At 42.3% G+C, this 19,321-nt stretch carries 18 protein-coding genes; 3 read left to right on the forward strand and 15 right to left on the reverse strand.

All coding sequences use genetic code 11. From position 1 onward, the window contains the following. Nucleotides 1–41: 41 nt before the first annotated feature. Together G603_RS0117190 and G603_RS0117195 are read right to left on the reverse strand one after the other, a co-directional pair. Nucleotides 42–836, reverse strand: coding sequence for an enoyl-CoA hydratase-related protein (locus G603_RS0117190; protein ID WP_026496733.1), 795 nt, complete (start codon nucleotides 834–836; stop codon nucleotides 42–44). A gap of 110 nt (nucleotides 837–946) precedes the next feature. Continuing rightward, complete coding sequence (locus tag G603_RS0117195) at nucleotides 947–2,122, reverse strand: acetyl-CoA C-acetyltransferase (RefSeq protein ID WP_026523487.1); 1,176 nt, start codon at nucleotides 2,120–2,122, stop codon at nucleotides 947–949. Nucleotides 2,123–2,603: 481 nt separating this feature from the next. On the opposite strand from G603_RS0117195, the gene hpf reads away from it, so the two are divergent. Beyond that, nucleotides 2,604–3,134 (forward strand): ribosome hibernation-promoting factor, HPF/YfiA family, encoded by a 531-nt coding sequence (hpf, locus tag G603_RS0117200; protein WP_026523486.1) that lies wholly within the window; start codon nucleotides 2,604–2,606, stop codon nucleotides 3,132–3,134. 134 nt (nucleotides 3,135–3,268) lie between these two features. Here hpf and G603_RS0117205 read toward each other — a convergent pair whose 3' ends face one another. Then, entirely contained in the window at nucleotides 3,269–4,573 is a 1,305-nt protein-coding gene (locus G603_RS0117205; RefSeq protein ID WP_026670976.1) for an NlpC/P60 family protein, read from the reverse strand. 233 nt (nucleotides 4,574–4,806) lie between these two features. Further along, on the reverse strand, nucleotides 4,807–5,739 hold the full coding sequence (trxB, locus tag G603_RS0117210) for a thioredoxin-disulfide reductase (protein WP_026670977.1): 933 nt from the start codon (nucleotides 5,737–5,739) through the stop codon (nucleotides 4,807–4,809). A gap of 145 nt (nucleotides 5,740–5,884) precedes the next feature. Here trxB and ymfI point away from each other — a divergent pair, with 145 nt between their 5' ends. Continuing rightward, nucleotides 5,885–6,634, forward strand: coding sequence for an elongation factor P 5-aminopentanone reductase (gene ymfI, locus G603_RS0117215; protein WP_026670978.1), 750 nt, complete (start codon nucleotides 5,885–5,887; stop codon nucleotides 6,632–6,634). Between the two features lie 22 nt (nucleotides 6,635–6,656). Here ymfI and lgt read toward each other — a convergent pair whose 3' ends face one another. The 10 genes from lgt to G603_RS0117265 form a co-directional block, all read right to left on the reverse strand. After that, the gene (lgt, locus tag G603_RS20915) at nucleotides 6,657–7,421 is read right to left on the reverse strand and encodes a prolipoprotein diacylglyceryl transferase (RefSeq protein ID WP_035793880.1); all 765 of its coding nucleotides are present in this window, start codon (nucleotides 7,419–7,421) and stop codon (nucleotides 6,657–6,659) included. A 13-nt stretch (nucleotides 7,422–7,434) separates the two neighbouring features. Then, nucleotides 7,435–7,797 carry a response regulator gene (locus G603_RS0117225; RefSeq protein WP_026523482.1) on the reverse strand — a complete coding sequence of 121 codons (363 nt, stop codon included), beginning with the start codon at nucleotides 7,795–7,797 and terminating at the stop codon, nucleotides 7,435–7,437. A gap of 11 nt (nucleotides 7,798–7,808) precedes the next feature. After that, the gene (locus G603_RS21770) at nucleotides 7,809–8,696 is read right to left on the reverse strand and encodes a chemotaxis protein CheX (protein WP_051208060.1); all 888 of its coding nucleotides are present in this window, start codon (nucleotides 8,694–8,696) and stop codon (nucleotides 7,809–7,811) included. A gap of 93 nt (nucleotides 8,697–8,789) precedes the next feature. Beyond that, nucleotides 8,790–10,211: an SseB family protein gene (locus tag G603_RS0117235; protein ID WP_026670979.1), complete on the reverse strand. Its 1,422-nt coding sequence runs from the start codon at nucleotides 10,209–10,211 to the stop codon at nucleotides 8,790–8,792. Nucleotides 10,212–10,296: 85 nt separating this feature from the next. Next, on the reverse strand, nucleotides 10,297–11,589 hold the full coding sequence (locus tag G603_RS0117240) for a M18 family aminopeptidase (RefSeq protein ID WP_026670980.1): 1,293 nt from the start codon (nucleotides 11,587–11,589) through the stop codon (nucleotides 10,297–10,299). A 4-nt stretch (nucleotides 11,590–11,593) separates the two neighbouring features. Beyond that, nucleotides 11,594–12,751, reverse strand: coding sequence for a GGDEF domain-containing protein (locus G603_RS0117245; RefSeq protein WP_081669970.1), 1,158 nt, complete (start codon nucleotides 12,749–12,751; stop codon nucleotides 11,594–11,596). Nucleotides 12,752–12,763: 12 nt separating this feature from the next. Beyond that, nucleotides 12,764–13,537 (reverse strand): putative ABC transporter permease, encoded by a 774-nt coding sequence (locus G603_RS0117250; protein ID WP_026670982.1) that lies wholly within the window; start codon nucleotides 13,535–13,537, stop codon nucleotides 12,764–12,766. A gap of 24 nt (nucleotides 13,538–13,561) precedes the next feature. Beyond that, a complete protein-coding gene (locus G603_RS0117255; protein ID WP_026670983.1) occupies nucleotides 13,562–14,203 on the reverse strand; it encodes an endonuclease III domain-containing protein in 642 nt (213 codons plus the stop codon). A gap of 75 nt (nucleotides 14,204–14,278) precedes the next feature. After that, nucleotides 14,279–14,749: a hypothetical protein gene (locus G603_RS22135; protein ID WP_081667143.1), complete on the reverse strand. Its 471-nt coding sequence runs from the start codon at nucleotides 14,747–14,749 to the stop codon at nucleotides 14,279–14,281. After that, nucleotides 14,742–16,454 (reverse strand): hypothetical protein, encoded by a 1,713-nt coding sequence (locus G603_RS0117265; protein WP_026670984.1) that lies wholly within the window; start codon nucleotides 16,452–16,454, stop codon nucleotides 14,742–14,744. Before G603_RS0117265 ends, G603_RS22135 begins: the two co-directional genes overlap by 8 nt. 290 nt (nucleotides 16,455–16,744) lie before the next feature. On the opposite strand from G603_RS0117265, the gene G603_RS21775 reads away from it, so the two are divergent. Continuing rightward, nucleotides 16,745–17,944 (forward strand): alpha/beta hydrolase, encoded by a 1,200-nt coding sequence (locus tag G603_RS21775; protein ID WP_026670985.1) that lies wholly within the window; start codon nucleotides 16,745–16,747, stop codon nucleotides 17,942–17,944. Here G603_RS21775 and G603_RS0117275 read toward each other — a convergent pair. After that, entirely contained in the window at nucleotides 17,941–19,203 is a 1,263-nt protein-coding gene (locus G603_RS0117275) for an MFS transporter (RefSeq protein WP_026670986.1), read from the reverse strand. The genes G603_RS21775 and G603_RS0117275 overlap by 4 nt on opposite strands. Between the last annotated feature and the right edge of the window lie 118 nt (nucleotides 19,204–19,321).

Raw genomic sequence — 19,321 nt, forward strand, 5'->3', positions numbered from 1 at the left:
CTTTATTTATCTAATCTTAATCTTCGAATGATGATCATGCATTATGCATTCTTAAAGTCTACTACTTTAACCTTCTTAGGATCATCTTTCTTGCGAAGGAAGTTAGCCATACCTTCACGCTGATCTTCTGTCTCGAAGCAATCGCCGAAGATCTTCTCCTCAAGCTCGATAGCCTTATCGATATCAAGCTGAAGTCCTTCATTTATAGCCTTCTTGCATGCACGAACTGCGATAGGAGCATTAGCTGCGATTGTGTTTGCCATCTTCTCAGCTGCAGGAAGAAGCTCTTCCTGAGTATAAACCGCATTTACAAGACCGATTCTGAAAGCTTCGTCAGCCTTGATGTTACGTGCTGTATAGATAAGCTGCTTAGCCATTCCAGCGCCTACGAGACGAGCAAGTCTCTGTGTGCCACCGAATCCGGGTGTGATACCAAGACCAACCTCAGGCTGACCAAACATAGCATTGTCTGAACAAATACGGATATCACAGCTCATAGAAATCTCGCATCCGCCGCCAAGAGCGAATCCGTTTACAGCTGCGATTGTAGGAATAGGGAATGTCTCCAGCTTTCTGAAAACATCATTACCCTTCTTACCGAAAGCTTCGCCTTCTGCCTTTGTAAGGGTACTCATCTCTCCGATGTCAGCACCTGCTACAAAAGACTTCTCTCCTGCACCTGTAAGAACAAGAGCTCTTACTGTGTTAACATCAATGCTATCAAGAGCAGCGTTGAGGTCATCAAGTACTGCGCTGTTAAGAGCATTGAGTGCTTCAGGACGGTTGATTGTAAGGACAGCGATCTTATCCTTTACTTCAACATTAACAAATCCCATTTTCTTTTCCTCCTTTTTTACGTGTAATAAGCGCTGTGAGAAAATCCCTCACAGCGCTTAATTTATTTAATTGGTAGTTCTGTACTCGGACTCAAGCCCAAGTCAAATGCTTACCTCTCAACGATAGTTGCACAACCCATACCACCACCGATGCAAAGAGTAGCAAGACCACGCTTCTTGTCAGATCTCTGCATCTCGTGAAGCAGTGTAACAAGAATACGGCATCCTGAAGCACCTACAGGGTGTCCAAGTGCGATTGCACCACCGTTTACATTAAGTTTTGAAAGATCGAAGCCAAGATCCTTACCAACAGCTACTGACTGAGCTGCGAAAGCTTCGTTTGCTTCGTAGATATCGAAATCCTCAATCTTGAGGCCTGTACGATCAAGAACCTTCTTTGTAGCTGCAACAGGGCCAACACCCATGATAGAAGGATCAACACCGCCAAGAGCACCGCATACCCATGTAGCCATAGGTGTAACGCCGAGCTCCTTAGCCTTCTCTTCGCTCATAACAACGATAGCTGCAGCACCGTCATTGATACCTGATGCGTTACCAGCTGTTGTTACGCCGTCAGCGTTGATAGGACGAAGCTTTGCAAGACCTTCCATTGTAGAACCGGGACGAGGACCCTCGTCTGTATCAAACATAACTGTTTCCTTCTTAACCTTTACAGGAACGGGAACGATCTCATCCTTGAACTTGCCTGCCTTCTGAGCTGCCTCAGTCTTCTGCTGGCTCTTAAGTGCAAACTCATCAAGCTCTTCTCTTGTGAGCTTCCACTGCTCTGCTACGTTATCAGCAGTCTTGATCATGTGGTAATCGTTGAATGCATCCCAAAGAGCATCGTTTACCATACAATCCTTTAATACACCATTATTCATACGATAACCGAAACGTGCCTTGTCAAGTGCGAAAGGAGCCATTGACATGTTCTCCATACCACCTGCAACTACGATGTCAGCACTACCAGATAAAATCTTCTCAGCAGCCATGTTTACGCAGTTAAGACCTGAACCGCAAACAACGTTGATAGTAACAGCCGGTACCTCAACAGGAAGACCTGCTTTGATAGAAGCCTGACGAGCTACGTTCTGTCCAAGACCAGCCTGGATAACACATCCCATAAGAACCTCGTCAACCTGCTCCGGTTTAACTCCTGCTCTGTTAAGAGCTTCCTTGATAACAATTGAACCAAGATCTGCTGCCGGTGTGTTTGAAAGAGCGCCGCCCATCTTACCGATTGCAGTTCTGCAAGCACCTGCTAAAACTACCTTTTGTGCCATAGATGATACCTCCGTTTCGGGACTTTAAGTCCGCTATTTTATTATAGTTTTGTTGCTTGTTATTTTTTTGTCACAACGAATATATTATAGCATGTTGGCTTTTTTCTGCGCAAGAAAAAGGCACAGATAATATACTATTTTTTTATTAAATTTTCATAAAGCTGTCACAGATGCACATAAATTGAAAAGTCAACATAAAAAATTAATATTTTATAAAGAGATTTTTTAAAAGTTATCCACAATCTTAAAATTATAAATGCCTATTTTACGACTTATACACGAAGTTATCCACATTACCCACAATTATCCACCAAATACACTTGTTTTCTTGTCTCAAAAACAGAACATATTTTTTGTCTATTTTGCACGAAAACAGTGATATCTATGAAAGATTTCTAAACTTATCTCTTATGTTTGATTTAATCTGTCAGAAAATGATATAATTTGTTTATAAAAATATATGGGAAAAGGGGATGATTGCATGAATTTTACGATTATTGGAAAAAACATTGATGTAACACCCGGACTTAAATCCGCAGTAGAAGAAAAGATCGGCAAGCTCGAGAAGTATTTTACTCCGGAGACTAATGTCAACGTAACTCTTACAGCTGATAAGGATCGCCACAAAATAGAGGTGACCATTCCCGTTAAAGGTAAGATTATCAGATCTGAGCAGGTAAGCAGTGACATGTATGTATCTATCGATCTCGTTGAGGAGATCATAGAACGTCAGCTCAAGAAGTACAGAAGCAAGCTTGTTGACAAACACCAGACTGAGATCAGCAACTTCAAAAAAGAGTACATTGAGAATGAACTTGATGATGATGAAGAGATCAGAATCGAGCGTTATAAGAAGTTTGACCTCAAGCCGATGTATGTTGAAGACGCTGCCATTCAGATGGAGCTTCTCGGACACAACTTCTTCGTATTCATCAACGCTGATACAGATCAGCCGAATGTAGTTTATAAGAGAAAGGGTAATACCTACGGTTTGATTGAGCCGGAAGAATAAAACCTGAAACACTTAATGAGGTTATTGCGAATTTAGTGTTTCAGCGTTGTTCCGTCGAGCGAATGCGAGAGCGGAACTTCATTACAAGAATATAAAAAATCGGAAAGCTTACGCTTTCCGATTTTTTATTCTTATTAGAAGATCCTTCGAACTGCAAGTACCTGTCTGTAGCTTGCATCTGAAATCTTAATACCTGTCTTAGCTGTTGAAGCATGTACGATCTGTCCGCCGCCGATGTAGATACCAACGTGACCTGAGTAACATACGATATCACCGGGCTGTGCATTTGCAAGACCATCAACTGCTGCACCAACGCTTCTGTCAGCACCGCTTGAGTGAGGAAGACTAACACCGAAGTTAGCATATACACTCATAACGAAACCTGAACAGTCTGTTCCGTTTGTAAGACTGGAACCACCATATACATAAGGGTTACCAACGAACTGAGTTGCAAAGGATGCAACAGCAGAACCGATGGAACTTGACTGTGTAGTATAGCTTCCTGCTGAATTGTAGCTCTTGGAACCTGATTTATCAGATGAATTCTTTGTACCCTTCTTAGCCTGAGCAAGAGCTGCGAGACGAGCCTCCTCTTCCTTCTTAAGACGAGCTTCCTCTTCTGCCTTGGACTCTGCTTCAACGAACTCTGTAGAAAGATCTACGAATTCTCTTGATACGTATCCTTCACCTTCCTCGATACTTACCTTAACCCATTCTTCTAATTCTTCGGTTACGACAAGTTCATCCTCGATAGGTACGAGACCTAGCACTTCATCATCTGTGCTGGGGCCACTTCTTACTTTAAGTGTTGTGGTATTAACTGTAGCAATTCTCTTACCAACTTCCTTGGCAAGCTCTACTGCATCTTCACCGGTTACGCAATACTCGCCCTTTACATAACCTTCTACTGAACCGGATTTGATCTTGTACCATCCGTCAGTCTCTTCAATGAGAGTACCAACAGAATCGTCATAAAGCTTACCGATGACCTCGCCATCCTCTTCACTCGGGTTATCTCTTACATTTACATAATCATTAACCTGAGCGATAACAAGAGTCTTAAAACGCTCTTCCTCTTTCTCCTCATCAGTCATAGCCTGAAGCTTCTCTTCGTTGGCTTCATCATAATCTGCTATTGAAATGTTTGCACCTGTAGCCTTCTGAATATCATTAAGGATATTCTCCTGAAGTGTAGATGCAAGTGGTGTAGTCTCTGTAATGTCTGCATTGTCATTCTCAGCTACATCAGTGCTGTCAGAATCACCCTGTAAATTAGAAAGTGAAACAGAATCCTGAGTCTGAAGCGCATAGCTGATTCCTGCTGAAGGTAATACGCTTGTTACCTTTGAGGATGAAGCAGATGCATTTATTCCAGTTCCTCCAACTGTTAAAGCAGCAGCAACCCCCATTGCCACAAGCTGCATTCTAGTCTTTCGCAAAATGGACCTCCAAATAATTGTTACGATTTTGTTACATCTTTTACAATATACCCCTTTAATATAATCTTGTCAACCTTTCAGGCCTTTTAGAAGCAAATTTAAACCGCATAAATATCATATTTTTCATAATTGTGCATTCTATTACATCATATTAAAAGCCAGTGTTTTTGCGGACACTGGCTATTTTTTAACAGTTTCCTTATTCTTTTTTTCGAATAATTTTATCTATGAAATCACTTGCCTACCAAAAAATCCTGAACAGCGGTAACGGCATTTGCACCATCAGCTACTGCTGTAACAATTTGACGAAGTCTCTTTTTCCTGGAATCGCCTGCAACAAAGATTCCGGGCGTAGATGTGGCTCCATCCTCTCCTGCAATGATATATCCGGTCTCATCCATTTCAGCAAGCCCTGTAAAAGCCTCTGTAAGGGGATGAATTCCAATTGCTACGAAAAGTGCATCTGTTTCTATCTCTTTTTTTTCATCTGTCTTAACATTTTTAACGGTTATGGAAGAAACCTTGGCATCGCCCTTGACCTCTTCTACGATGCTGTCCCATACAACCTCTACATTAGGAAGTGATAAAAGCTCATCCTGAAGGATCTTGGCAGCGCGAAGCTCATTTCTTCTGTGAACCAGGTAAACCTTGCTACAGCCTCTTGCAAGGAAAATTGCATCCTCAACGGCAACATCACCGCCGCCGTTTACAACAGCTACCTTATTTCTGAAAAATGCACCGTCACAGGTTGCGCAGTAGGAAACACCCTTACCAGTAAACTCTTCCTCGCCCTTGATTCCAAGCTTATTGTGTGATGCTCCAGTTGCAAGGATTATGGTTTTTGTCTCGTACTCTCCATTATCTGTAATTACCTTGAATGTAGGTGCTTTGCTATCACTGCCGGGATCTACGGTCTCTATAGCAGTGACTGTTCCCTCAGCGAACTCTGCGCCAAGCTTATCAGCATGCTCACGGAACTTCATTCCCATATCAAAGCCGTTAATACCCGGAAGTCCAAGGTAATTATCTACTTCATAAGTAATAAGTATCTGTCCGCCGCTTACAGGGTCCTTCTCAATGACAAGAACATCAAGTCCTGCTCTCTTTGCATAAACAGCTGCAGATAAGCCTGCAGGGCCGGAACCTATAATAATCAGATCACGCATATTATTTCCTCCTTTGAAATATATATCTAAAATTAGATTGTGTGCAATTTGTTATAAACAATATACTTCTTTCCCAATAAAATGTAAAGAGTTTTTTGTGGTATGATAAATAAAATAATTATGAACTTTTTGGAGGTAGGGCTACATGCAGACAGATTCTGTAAAAACCTATGTTTTGATAACAGGAGCTTCAAGAGGAATCGGAAAAGCTATCGCAAAGGCATTTGCAAAAAACGGTTACTCACTGATTTTATGCTGCAAAAACCATATAAGCGCTTTAACAGACTTCGCCAGAGAGCTCGAAAACGAATATAAAATAAAGGCGAAAGCCTTTGAATGCAACGTTGGTGATGAAGCCTCCGTAAATGAATTATTCATGACTATCGAAAAGGAAGGTCTTATCCCAGGCATACTTATTAATAATGCAGGTATAGCTCACTACGGACTCCTTACCGATATGCCCGCAGAAGAATGGCACGAGCTTATGGCAGTTAATCTTGATTCTCTTTTCTATACATGTAAAAAAGCCGTTCCACTTATGCTTAGAAACGGATACGGTCGTATCATAAATATTTCTTCTGTATGGGGTAATGTAGGTGCATCCTGTGAGGTAGCCTACTCAGCATCAAAGGGCGGTGTCAATTCCTTTACAAAGGGCCTTGCAAAAGAGCTTGCCCCTAGTGGTATCCCGGTAAACGCCATCGCCTGCGGTATGGTAAATACGGAAATGAATTCATCCCACTTATCGCAGGAAGAGATTTCTGAAATCGCAGCTGACATTCCTGCGGACAGAATATGCGAACCGGAAGAAGTGGCAGACTTTGCAGTTAAGCTTGCCAAGTCGCCCACCTATCTTACAGGTCAGATTATAACAATAGACGGAGGCTGGATTTAAGCCTCCGTCTATTATTTTAGAATCACAAAAGTGCTTCCTCTTCACCATGTCTGGTTGTTACCACATAAAGCAGAGCACCTATAGCAACTATTCCAAAGGAAATAATCTGTGAGGTAGAGAACACTCCAAGACTTCCTCTGTGATCTGCTCTGAAAAACTCTAACAAAAATCTTCCTATTCCATAGAGGATCAGATACATTGCTGCACTTCTTCCTGGCACCTTATTTTTTCCTGAATAATATATAAGGAAGAAACCGATCAAAAAATCTCCCGCAGAAGACATTAACTGTGTCGGAATAAGTGGCACATTGTTAGGTGCAAACTGAGAATGAGTGAAAACAACGTGGAACCAGGAATCTGTCTCAGCACCATAACAGCAGCCGGCGCAAAAGCATCCAATTCTGCCAAAGCCCTGTGCTATGGCCACAGCAGGCATTACCATATCAAAATACGGAAAATACTTTTCTTTCCTTTTCAGCTTAACATATAGCATACTGGTGAGTATTCCGCCGATAATTCCGCCATACACAACATATCCGTTTTTAAAATCCCATAAAATTGAAGGATCTTTCATTATCTGCGGTATTTCTACTATATAAAATAGAAGCCTGCATCCAAGCAGGCCTCCAATAATAGCACAATAGAAAATTCCATAAATAGTATCTTCTGAAAGTCCCCGCTTTTTTCCTCTCCTTAGCACTATCATAAGTGCGCTTAAAAAACCTACAGCTATCATCAGCCCGTACATGTGGAATGTAAGCGGACCGATATGAATATCATTGAACATAAATCCCCATTTCTTATCGGTTTAAAACTTTCTCAATGGCCTCGATAACGACCTTTTCATCCAGAGGCTTTGTAACAAACTCTGCTGCGCCGTTCTCGACAGCTTCCTTAACCTTTTCATTCTGACCCGCTGCGGTTATCATAACAACCTTCGCATCAGGATAAGATCTGTGTATAAGCTTAAGTCCCTCTATGCCATCCATTACAGGCATTGTAATATCCATGGTAACTATATCAGGCTTAAGTTTAACGTAGCTGTCAAAAGCTTCCTGTCCGTTTGTAGCCTCGCCTATAACTTCATGTCCATGCCTCTCAAGCATGTCCTTTAAAACTCTGCGTGATGTTCTCGAATCATCTACCATCAATATGTTTGCCATATCCCGTCCCCTCACTTAATGTCAACTTCACTGTTTATAGAAACAATAAAATAAACTACTTCTTCGCCACTGTAAATAGGAATAACATGCATATCATCCCCGGACAGCTCTGAAAATCTGGTGATAAATGTCGGTGGCTCAAGCTCAATCTTAAGTGCGCTCTTACTCTTATCAGTAGCGTAAAGACCATTGATACAGTTAATAAGCTCGCACATTGCATCAAGTGCATCTTCCTGGGTCTCAATGAACTCTTCTCTCGTATAGCTCTTTGCCATCTTCTGAATTGCGCTTGCTGAACCTGCAAGAGCAACAGTAGCATTGATATCGCCTTTAAATCGCTGATAGCTTACACATTCTTCTTTAAGGTCATGCTTAGTACATGCCTTGTCAATACAGATGTGCGCATCCACAAGTCTGTACATATTCTTTATGCCATACTTGAAAAGTGATACATACTCAGGCTCCAGCTCATCAAGGAAAATAGGAACTATCGCGTCAAGGTCACCTCTTTTCAAGGATTCCATCTGACTATCGTTAAGTCCCTTGTCATGCTGATAATCAGCAATAACCTGATTCACATCCTCAAGAGATAAATAGCCTCTCTCAACAATTGCGGATGTAAAGGTCAAGAATTCATCTCCCTGAAGAGAAAGAAGTCTTCCAACCTGAATATTGGAAAGGTATCCCCTTTCAATGGCAAGATCACCAAAACGCTTATCCATAGTAGCCTGAAGGGCATTAATCTCTTCTGCCTGCGCAACCGTCATAAGCTTTTCAGTAACTGCTATTACACCGAGCTTAGCTCTCTTTGATTCCTGAATCTGATACACGACTGATAACTGGTCTTTGGACAATCTACCCTTACTTACAAGGTATCGTCCCATGATTCGATCAAACATAACCCCTCCATATCCCGTGTGCCTTAGCACTGAAATTATATTAATTCTACTTCATAAATACACCCTTAACAAGATTGAATTACTTGCAACCAATTAATCCTCAGGGGCAAATTCAGATGTAGTATCGCTGTCTGCTCCACCTTCCATAAGCTCGATATTGCTATCATTATCTGCAGGAATATCGGTCATGGAGGAATCCTCTGTAAGCTCTACAAAGCTGTCCTTTTCATCAGGCTCGGCCTTAGCTGCTATTCCTTTTCCCTTCATGGCTGACTGAATTGCTGCTTCTGTCTCGGTGAGCTTTTTCTTAGCGGGCTTTTTACCTGCCTGCTTAGCAATAGCGACCTGCTGAGCAGCCATCTGAAGTGCCAGCATACGGTCCCTGGGAATCATTATCTTTTGGCCGCCCGGATTGATGATAACGCCGTCCTTTTCTCCTACGAACTTAAGGATGTCAGGGAAAGTAAACACAGCACCCTTGAATTCGGAATTGGCAAACATCTTGGTAAATTCCATTCCGTCAGTAAATATAGGAAGGAAGTGCTTTTCATCCTTGCTCTTTATCTCAGGGAAACGGATCTTGGTGTCCTTTGTAAACTTGAATCTGCCATCCTCCATTATGTCCACAGGGCCTTCATGTACCATAGGTACAATATAGGTTGCAGCCTGCGCTGCCTGAGCCATGCGTATTTCCTTTATTGTAAGAATCTCGTTTCTCTTTTCATATTTAACGGGCCATCTTGCCTCTCCAAGGAAATCAAGTATTGCAAAAACAAGCGCCGGGTTCTTGGGTGAGTTGTCAGTTGTTCCACCCCAGTCACCGGGAGCAGCCACTATCTCATTTCTTCTGAAGTGTGCCCTGTAATATCCGTTTTCAATGATAAAGTTCTCAACACCAAGATAATACAGATAATCAAAGAAGCTTCTTCTGTCCTTTGCTGACTCTGCCTCGTTGTCTGCCTTGCAGGGGCGGGCAATGAGTCTTCTGTACTGGGTTTCAAATACCTTTACAGCTGCCTCCGCATGATCCTGATCAAGATAAATGTTGATGTATCCATGATCGATGAAAGGATAACCTGTCAGCTGATCATATAATACATAAAGCATCTTTGCGTCGCGGACTCTTCCAAGAATCTCGTTATAAATCTTTCTGTGGTTTGCTTCAAATCCCGGCAATGCAGCTTTTTTCTGAAAATGCTCCTGTGCAGTAATAAGGAAAAGAAGCTCCTGAAGTGAAAGGAATCTAAGAGAATCCACACTGATCTCATCCTCGTAGAGAATCTCACCAATTTCTTCCTTGCGATCTTCTGTAAGAGGATCGTCTAAAATAGTGTCCTCTTTGCCTGCAACTCTTACAGGATTTATCTTTGAAGGAACAGGCCATCCAAGCTCCATGTGAATCTCTTTAAGCTCAGCCTTTTCCCGTTCTTTTCTTTCAAGCTCCTCCTGCTCCAAAAGAAGAGCTTCCTCTTCTTCACGTTTTTTCTTTCCACCCAAAAAATCAAATAATCCCATTTATACAACTCTCCTCTTTATTGCTAACATAATACGTCTTAATCCGGTCGGATACGCTCCTGCCAAACTAAGTTATAAAGGCATTTTACTCAATAGTGAAATCTGCCTCATAGAATGCCTTTGAAAAATCTATAAGGTAATCCACATCCTTGACACCTGCAGTCTCATAGGGTGAGTGCATTGCAAGCTGTGCCATTCCGATATCCACTGTGTTGATCGCAACCTGAGTACCGGAAATGTTTCCAAGGGTTGAACCACCTGCCACATCAGATCTGTTGGTAAAGGTCTGATAAGGAACCTTTGCTTTGTCACAAACCATTTTGCAAATTGCAGCTGAAACAGCATCTGTAGTGTACTTCTGATTGGCATTGTACTTAATAACGATGCCGCCATTCATCTTAGGTCTGTTTACAGGATCAGCTTTCTCAACATAGTTTGGATGAACCGCATGAGCATTGTCAGCTGATATCATAAAGCTCTCAGACAAGGATACCAGATACTCACTCGTGCTCTTTCCAAAGCCCTCGTTGATCCTAAGAAGCGTATCCTTTAAGAAGGTGGACGCAGCGCCCTGCTTGGTTGTGCTTCCAACCTCTTCATTATCAAATACTACATGCATGATGATATTCTTCTTATTGGTAGCCGCCATAAATCCCTGAAGTGATCCGTATCCGCATTCAAGGTCATCAAGTCTGCCTGCAGAAAAATACTCATTTGCTGCTCCCCATACTGTGGGCTTTACACGATTATACAGGAAAAGATCATGACTTACGATATCACTTTCCTTAACGCCTGCTGCCTTGGCAACCAGCTTCATAAATCCATCCTTACCTGACTCATCACTGAAAACAGGAAGCAGATCCTTTTGTACATTGTACTTATAACCGTCGTTGGCTTCACGATTCATATGAATTGCAAGTGAAGGTATCATCAGAAGATCTCTGTCGATATCAACAAGCCTGCTCTCAATGCCGATTCCTCTGCCGCTCTTTTTGACCATAAGTCTTCCTGCAACTGACAGCGGTCTGTCAAACCAGGGAGCGCAAAGCATTCCACCATATTTTTCCACATTGAGTGTTACATAAGCACCTGCTGCCTCAATTTCAGGGTTCTCCTTGATTTTAAAAGCAGGCGAATCGCTATGACTTGCTATTATTGAAAATCCCTTATAATTTGTTGTTGGAACTTTAAATGAAATGATTGATGATCCATTTCTTGTAACGAAGTATTTTCCACCCTTTTTAAGCTTCCATACTTCTTTTTCGGAGAGCTCCGTAAAGCCCTCTCCAAGCAGCTTTTCTCTAATAAGGTTTACAGCATGGAAAGCTGTAGGACTCCCTTCGATAAAATCTGCCAATCCTTTGATCTGTGTTTTCATGTCTTTATCTCTCCGACTTTCTTCTATCATTTAGGTGATGCTTCTGTTTTTCCTCATACATCAGCCTATCTATATTTTGCTGAAATTCCTCTGCTGACAGAGCCCTTTCAGGATCATAAATACTGTAACCGCTGCTCACGTCTATCATTTCAGGCCAACCGTTGCGCTCTTTAATGTCGCGCTTAATGGCTTCGTGAACCCTGTTTATTTTCTCTTCAACCTCTTCGACTTCGGTCATGTTCGTAACAATGCAGAACTCATCACCACCGAATCTTCCGATATAGGCTTTTGACCCAAATGTATCAACCAAAACCCTTGCTACATCACGGATAGTATCATCACCGGCACTGTGTCCGTAGTGATCATTTATCTCCTTGAAATGATCCACATCCATCATTATTGCAGAAAACCTGTTGCCCGATGAAATACTCTGCTTTACCTTTTCCTCAAGCCTGATATCCAGACCACGCCTGTTGAGTACACCCGTAAGATAATCCACATTTATATCCCTGCTCTGCAATGAGAAAAACAGGATCAGACATCCGATAGAGATACCTGCATAGGTAATATCCATATTTGCCAGGAAAATCTGCAGCACTGCGCCGAGGAATGAAAGTATCGGCAGCATAAGAATAGCATTCTGATATTCCTTATAGATATTTTTTCGGAACATAATCACATACACAGTAAGCAGCACAATAAAAATCATCATCAGCACTGCTCTCACCATGAAATAAGGTCCTCTGAAATACAAGCCATCTTCAAAGAAATAAAACAGCTTAAGATCCAGAACCTCTGAAATGGTGATCATCACAACGTTTACAAAGGCAAAAGCCTGAAATGAATAAGAAAAAATCGCTCTTTTAAACCGGTTCTCCTTATCCATCCAACAATCAATATAAGTAAGCGCAAAAAGAATATCAACAGGATCCAGCAAATAAATCATGAAATATCCTATTTTTGCAAGAAACATCAGGTTATCCGGGTTCGCCTCACCGATTCTTCCAACAGTCTCGGAAGCCAACAGAACAAGCGTCATTATAAGAAGCGCCGAATAACGTCTACCCGATGTGATACTTGATGTACTGCGCTGAAAAATCAGTAACAATACAAGGAGTAGACCACAAAAGAAATTTAGTACTACCCAACCTTCAACTACCATAACATGCTCCTATTATTTTCCGGCTTTTATTTTTTCCTGAAGAGCCTTAAAAACCTCAAGCATTGCTTTCGTGTTAATTAGTTTTCCGCTTCGTAATACAGGTCTCTTGAACCTAAAGTTCTTAATACTTTTGAGCTGATATTTCTGTCTGAAATCAAGCATTTCAGCTGTAGCATTTACTTTTTCTCTAGCTATCTGTACCGCGCCTTCCATCTTCTCATCAAAACCTCCCATGGTCTTTTCGACCATGGTAAGAAGATGATACAGGCTGGATACCGTAAGAACCAAATCCGCTGCGAGATACGCCATCAGTAAAAGTGCTATTACCTCTGCAACATAGGGATTAACTGTCTCGCAAAATCTGAATGAAAAGGGAAGTACGAATCTTGTAACAAGTATGCCCGCTACTCCAAATCCCAATGTAGCAGGAACACATACTCTTCCGTTTATATTCAGCGGCATATCGTTGTAATCCCACCATACCGCGTGAAATCTCTTTTCCAAAAAATAAGATGTTCCATATTCAAGAAAAATACTTCCAACCGAGCAAATAAGAAATATCTGCCATATGGGTATTTCATTTACAGGGACCCTGCTGAAAACCGGAACGTATCCGAATATGATCAGGGTAAGCACGGTACCTGTTCCATAGATGGGACATATAGGGCCAAATAAAAATCCTCTGTTGGACCAGTGTCCCTCCTTCACGGTGCAATATGTACATTCGTATATCCAGCCTATAAAGCTGAACATCACAAATTCTATAAACAGCTTACTGATAAGCATTTTTTCATAATCTCCAGGTTAGTTCTAAGATAAATTTTTCCTGCCGAATTTGCATATCTCTTTTAGGCAGCACTCGGCACAATTAGGTCTTCTGGCAACACAAACTGCTCTGCCATGAGTTACAAATCTGTGACAAAGCATATTTCCCTCCTCAGGCGGAATTATCTTCCAGAGAGCCTTTTCGACCTTGGCAGGTTCTTTAATATTATCCACAAGACCAATAAGGTTACTTAATCTGATACAGTGTGTATCCGTGACTATAGCAGGCTTTCCAAAGACATCGCCCATAATGAGATTGGCACTTTTTCTGCCAACACCGGGCAGAGCAAGAAGCTCTTCCATATTGTCCGGAACGTTACCGTCATATTTTTCCTGCAGCATCTTCATGCATGCGGAAATATCCCTTGCCTTGGAATTGCCAAGGCCGCAGGGTCTTATTATCTCTTCAATCTCAGATACATCTGCTTCAGCCAAAGCTTTAACCGAAGGAAACTTTGCATAAAGAAGAGGCGTAGTCTGATCAACTCTTGCATCTGTGCACTGAGCCGCAAGTCTCACACTTACAAGAAGCTGCCATGCATCCTTATAGTCGAGAGTGCACTTTGCATCAGGATATTCTTTTTTCAGTAATTCTATTACTTCTAGTGCAAGTTGTTTTTTTGTCATATCAAACTCATGTTGTAGTTAATTACCTAGAAAGTCCGAAGAGCATGAACACACACTCTTCGGACCCTGTCATCTTTACTCAGCGATATCGTCTTCCTGATCGCCCTGCTTAAGTGCAGTTCCCACAAGCTTAAGTAGCTCAAGAACACTGCGGAAATATACTTTCTTTTTCCTCTCAGCCCAAAGTACCTGACCCTGCCATGAAGTATTCTGTCTGAACTTCACGTGAATCAAAAAGGTCGCCTTCTCACCCCTGAATGATTTAAGAGTTCTGATAGGTTCTCTTTTTCTGATAGAATTCGGATTGTGATAATCCTTGGTCTTATCCTTTTTGCCAAATGTTCTGTAAGATGTGGTCCTCTGAGGGAAATCCCAATGATCATAGAGATCATCCATCTCCATTATAAGTTCGTATGCACTTCCAAAGCGGATAGCTTCCTCCTCATAGGGAGTCCACATCTCACCCTGAATGTCATCATTTTCAGTACTGTTTACGCAAACACATACAAGATTTTTGCCATAAATTCTAGCTTCTGAATCACTCATTCTTCTTCTTTTTTCCCCATATTATTGTAGTCAGCATCATACATGCTGCCATTACCAAAACTCTTCCATACCAATCGGCCGTAGAATCATCCGTTGCACTGTTTCTGGCTCCCGCTACTGCCTTAGCTATATCAGCGCCTCTTCTTGCACCAAGAACTTCTGCGCCTGTATCGTTTGTAACCTCTGCTGAAGTATTATTTGATGCTGAAGTAGCTGCCGCAGAGCCTGATGAATCACTTCCCGTGTTATCACCTGACTCCTCGGAGCCTGAGCTTCCCTGGTTATTATCAGGTTTCTTATCGGCTTCTTTTACTTTAAGCTTGCCGGGTACTACGGTTATATCGTAGTTACTCTCAAGGGTTCCTTCATTCATGACGTAGGTGAAATAATTGAAACTCTCACCCACTTCCTTCTGCTGTCCGGTGAATTTGTATGTAACACCTTCACCTTCTGCAAAACCGTCACCTGAAACGGTAACCTCATGATTCTTAAGGGCTTTACCGTCATATTTCTTTTTATCGCTTGCAGACTTAAGTGTTACCTCTCTGGGATTGATGGTAAACTTACCTGCAAAATACTCAAACTGGAACTCATCTGTTACAACGGCGCCTGATGAATCTCTTACAACAGGTGCTCCCGATATATTAAGGAAATGTGTTCCTGCATCCTTAGCTGTCACAGAAGCGCTGATACCGCTTACGGTAAATGCAGCATCTCCTATGGTGAATCCTATGCTCTCATTAGGATCACCGCTTGCTTCTATTCTGAACTCTGAGTAGCTTCTTCCATTTACAATGAATCCGCTAAGTGTCTGCTCACTTCCGGTATACTTGGTCTCTCCGCTTACACCTGTTATCGTGAGGATGTATTTAAGATCACCCTCTCTCTCAATAACTGTAAGATCGCCAAAACCAAGATCAACTTCATAATCATTCAGATCAGTGCCTTCCCAGGGTATTACCTCAAAGGTATTAAATGCATGTCCTGTGGTAATGCTGGTTGTAAATTTATAATCAGCGCCGTCACCTTCAAGCCATCCCTCTTCTACTTCAAGAGGCTCATTTCCATTCTCAAGGGGCTTACCATCATAAACCTTGGCAAGACTCTGGGATTTAAGTGTGAGCTTTGGCTTATCAGTAGTTGTCCCCTGTGTGCCTTCTCCTGTGGTAGGATCTGCTGCATCATTAGTTAATGCAGGATCATCAGAAGGATTAGCATTCTCTTCTGGATTCTCTGCCGGTTCGTTCTTTGTTAATGCACCGGTGCCATCTTCAGGGCTTGCAGCATCATCGGAATTCTCATCATCTGAAGGTGTCTCACCCTCTGCCGGTTCTGCAGGTTGTGCAGGTGTTCCTTCATCATCAGGAGTCACTGTAATGTCATCCGAAGCAGGTGCTGCATCATCTGCCGGGGCACCTCCATCATCCGATGTGTTATCTCCGGCTTCCGGTTCTCCCTCATCCCCATTTGTAGCATCAGGATCCGCTATAGGCTCGCCCTCATCATCTGAAGGAGTATTGTCATCCTGTTCGCCTACCGCAGGAGCATCAGGCATCTCATCCGGATTCACATCATCTATATTCTCACCGGCCTCGGCCGTAACAACCAAAGTCGGCAGATTGAATGCTATATTACCGCTGATCAAAGCTGCTGATAATGCTGCAGCTATTACAGCTTTTTTAATAAAAAACTTACTTCTAATCAAAATTAAAACCCTCGATACAAAAAAGACCTATTTCAACACTTTAATTTTAGCCTTTTTTGGTGTTAAAAGCAACTGAAAAAGGGGATTGGCTCCTTCTGCAAAGAGCACTTCTAAAGGTCGCGGAAACGCCCTGTAATCCACACTTGCACAAAAGCTATTTTTGTAATTATTCCCGCAATTATTGATTAGTAGCGCAGCGAAAATAATTCCATAATTTAAAAAGGCCAAAGGATGCGGCTTTGAGGCTTTATCCGACGGTATATTATATCATTTACAAATCGGAGAAATATATGAGAAGAAAAACATTATGGGGAATTATTATGATGACAGCATTACTTACTGCCTGTGGCACCACAGCCAAAAACACTAAAACAGCAGAAGTGGCAGCGGAGGAAGTCTCTGTAGCAGAATCAGCTGAAGCAGAAGAATCCACAGAAGAAACAGATAACGAGGCAGAATCAGCTGAGGCTGCAACCGAAGCTGAAGAAGCCAAGGAACCAGAAGAAAATCAGGATGAGTCTGCAGGTTCCATCGAAGACGCAATTGCACAAGAAACCTCTTATCAGGAAGAAGCCACAGAAGCTGAAGAAACCGATTCTGAGGATGCAGCTGACGACGAAGGGCCAACCGCAGAAATAAGCGAGCATGTTCCGCCAAAGTACACTAACCTTCGCACTGAAGGTGCAGGTACAATCGAGCGCATTTCATACACAGCTCACGATTATGCAGGAGATGAAAGCGAGATAACAAAAGAAGCCAACGTATATCTCCCCGCAGATTATAGCGAGGATAAAAAATATAACGTTCTTTACCTTCTTCACGGAATCGGTGGTGACGAAGATGAATGGGGAATGAATAAGAATACTTCAAGAGTAAAGACAATAATGGATAACCTTGCATATTACGGTGACATTGACGGCTTCATCGTTGTAACACCTAACGGCAGAGCCGGTGCCGAATACAAAAAGGATAGCTCCATGATAGATGCCTTCTACCTTTTCGGTCAGGAGCTCAGAAACGATCTGATTCCCTATATGGAATCCCATTACAGCACCTATGCAGATTATCAGGAAGGTGGCTATGACATGGCTGCCACCAGAGCTCACAGAGCTATTGCAGGTCTCTCCATGGGCGGCATGCAGACCATCAACATCGGCCTTGATGAATGCACGGATCTCTTTGGATACTTTGGTGCTTTTTCCGCTGCTCCCACAAGTAACATCGCATCAAAGACTGCCAGCATTTTAGAAGACAGTGAATATGAGATTTACTACTTCTATAATATCTGCGGTCTTCAGGATAAGGTTGCTTATTCCAGCGCATCAGCAGCTGCCAAAACCCTTCCCGCCCTCAGCGATAAATTCACTGATGGCGAGAACTTCATGTGGCAGGAAATGTCCGGCGGACACGACTTCCACATCTGGTATCAGGGCTTTTACAATTTCGCTCAGATCGCCTTTAAGCACGATAGTGAAAACCTTGCGAATTAGGATGCTCGATTGTATATCTTTTTTACGTGTTTGCTGCTGCCACCGATTATAACGATGGCGGCAACAACACTTACCATTTCAAACACAAGCAGTACCGCTCTCTGATCCAGGTACAGTGTCATCACTCCCGCAAGGAGCTCTGCCACAAGTGAGCCTGACGTACTAAGCACCTGAAAGGCTCCGTTAAATCTTCCCTTTTTCTCATCGGGAACATAGCTCTGAGTAGCTGAAATTCTAATGGTGTAACTGGTCACACCGCCAACTCCCACTACAAAGGACATAAGCATCGCGAGTGGAATCGGAACATACAGATACAGTCCTTCAAACAGGCCGATAATTATGTACACTCCAATTGCCAGACAGTACTTGTATTTTACCGGTATCTTTTTCCTGTAATGGAACATTCCGCCCAGCGCCCTTCCTACAAAGGCAGTTCCAAACACAAGCTGAAACAAATACTCACCGTTTTGAAAATTACTCTTATAATAAGGCAGAGCGATTACGTTTGCTGCACCGCCTGCCATGGTACTGAACAGGAAATAAAGTGCAATGGCAAGAAGTCCTTTTTCTGAAAAGAGGTATTTAAAGCCCTCTTTGATATCCAGGAGCATCCTTGATATCTTGCCCATGTTCTCGCCTTCAATGCTCTTTTTCTGCTTCTCGATGTACTTCTCTTCTGCGCCGATCCTGGTCTCAAGAGTAGCTGCAATTGCAAAGCACACTGAATCAAAGATCATAAGCGGTGCCATTCCAAACTTGTTATAAAGGAATGTTGCAACAGGGATCATGAACATGGACATGGTCTCAAGTACGCTGGCTATGGAATAGGCCTTTGAATAATTACCCTCAGTTATAAGAAGAGGATAAAAGCTGTCATAGGCAACCATATAGATACTTGAAACTGTTCCGATTGTAAGTGAAAATAACGCAAACAGCGGAAAACTAAACCAGCCGCTAAGCACAAATATACCAACAAGCAGGTACAGCGCCCCCATGAAATAATCCAGTGTATATATCATCTTTTTCCTGGAAAATCTGTCCAGGATTGCGCCTGAAATAATAGGCATTATAAGCTGCGGTACAGTGTATGTCATAAGGTAAATGGCATACATCATATTGGATCCCGTGTAGTCAAGAACCATAAGGCTCATTGCAAATCCAGCCATGCTGTTACCAAACATAGACACAACGCTGCCCAGCGTTATTATCGTAAAGTCCCTTGTCCATAAGGGATTTTTAGTTTCTTTTACTTTTTCCATGATGTCCTCCTAAGTTGTCATTAAATCTTGTAAAACAAAAAATCCGCCTGCGTTACGCAGACGGATCCAATAATCTATTAATGCCGCAAATACAGAACTATTCTGCCGGCACTCAGCA

The sequence above is a fragment of the Butyrivibrio sp. AE3006 genome (genome assembly GCF_000424165.1).
Lineage (GTDB): Bacteria > Bacillota > Clostridia > Lachnospirales > Lachnospiraceae > Butyrivibrio.

Coding starts and splice junctions, on each gene's coding strand:
- G603_RS0117255 (WP_026670983.1), bottom strand. CDS start 14,203: ATGACAAAAAAACAACTTGCACTAGAAGTAATAGAATTACTGAAAAAA.
- G603_RS0117250 (WP_026670982.1), bottom strand. CDS start 13,537: ATGCTTATCAGTAAGCTGTTTATAGAATTTGTGATGTTCAGCTTTATA.
- G603_RS0117275 (WP_026670986.1), bottom strand. CDS start 19,203: ATGGAAAAAGTAAAAGAAACTAAAAATCCCTTATGGACAAGGGACTTT.
- lgt (WP_035793880.1), bottom strand. CDS start 7,421: ATGTTCAATGATATTCATATCGGTCCGCTTACATTCCACATGTACGGG.
- G603_RS0117240 (WP_026670980.1), bottom strand. CDS start 11,589: ATGAAAACACAGATCAAAGGATTGGCAGATTTTATCGAAGGGAGTCCT.
- G603_RS0117245 (WP_081669970.1), bottom strand. CDS start 12,751: ATGGTAGTTGAAGGTTGGGTAGTACTAAATTTCTTTTGTGGTCTACTC.
- hpf (WP_026523486.1), top strand. CDS start 2,604: ATGAATTTTACGATTATTGGAAAAAACATTGATGTAACACCCGGACTT.
- G603_RS22135 (WP_081667143.1), bottom strand. CDS start 14,749: ATGAGTGATTCAGAAGCTAGAATTTATGGCAAAAATCTTGTATGTGTT.
- G603_RS0117190 (WP_026496733.1), bottom strand. CDS start 836: ATGGGATTTGTTAATGTTGAAGTAAAGGATAAGATCGCTGTCCTTACA.
- trxB (WP_026670977.1), bottom strand. CDS start 5,739: ATGCGTGATCTGATTATTATAGGTTCCGGCCCTGCAGGCTTATCTGCA.
- G603_RS21775 (WP_026670985.1), top strand. CDS start 16,745: ATGAGAAGAAAAACATTATGGGGAATTATTATGATGACAGCATTACTT.
- ymfI (WP_026670978.1), top strand. CDS start 5,885: ATGCAGACAGATTCTGTAAAAACCTATGTTTTGATAACAGGAGCTTCA.
- G603_RS0117235 (WP_026670979.1), bottom strand. CDS start 10,211: ATGGGATTATTTGATTTTTTGGGTGGAAAGAAAAAACGTGAAGAAGAG.
- G603_RS21770 (WP_051208060.1), bottom strand. CDS start 8,696: ATGTTTGATCGAATCATGGGACGATACCTTGTAAGTAAGGGTAGATTG.
- G603_RS0117225 (WP_026523482.1), bottom strand. CDS start 7,797: ATGGCAAACATATTGATGGTAGATGATTCGAGAACATCACGCAGAGTT.
- G603_RS0117195 (WP_026523487.1), bottom strand. CDS start 2,122: ATGGCACAAAAGGTAGTTTTAGCAGGTGCTTGCAGAACTGCAATCGGT.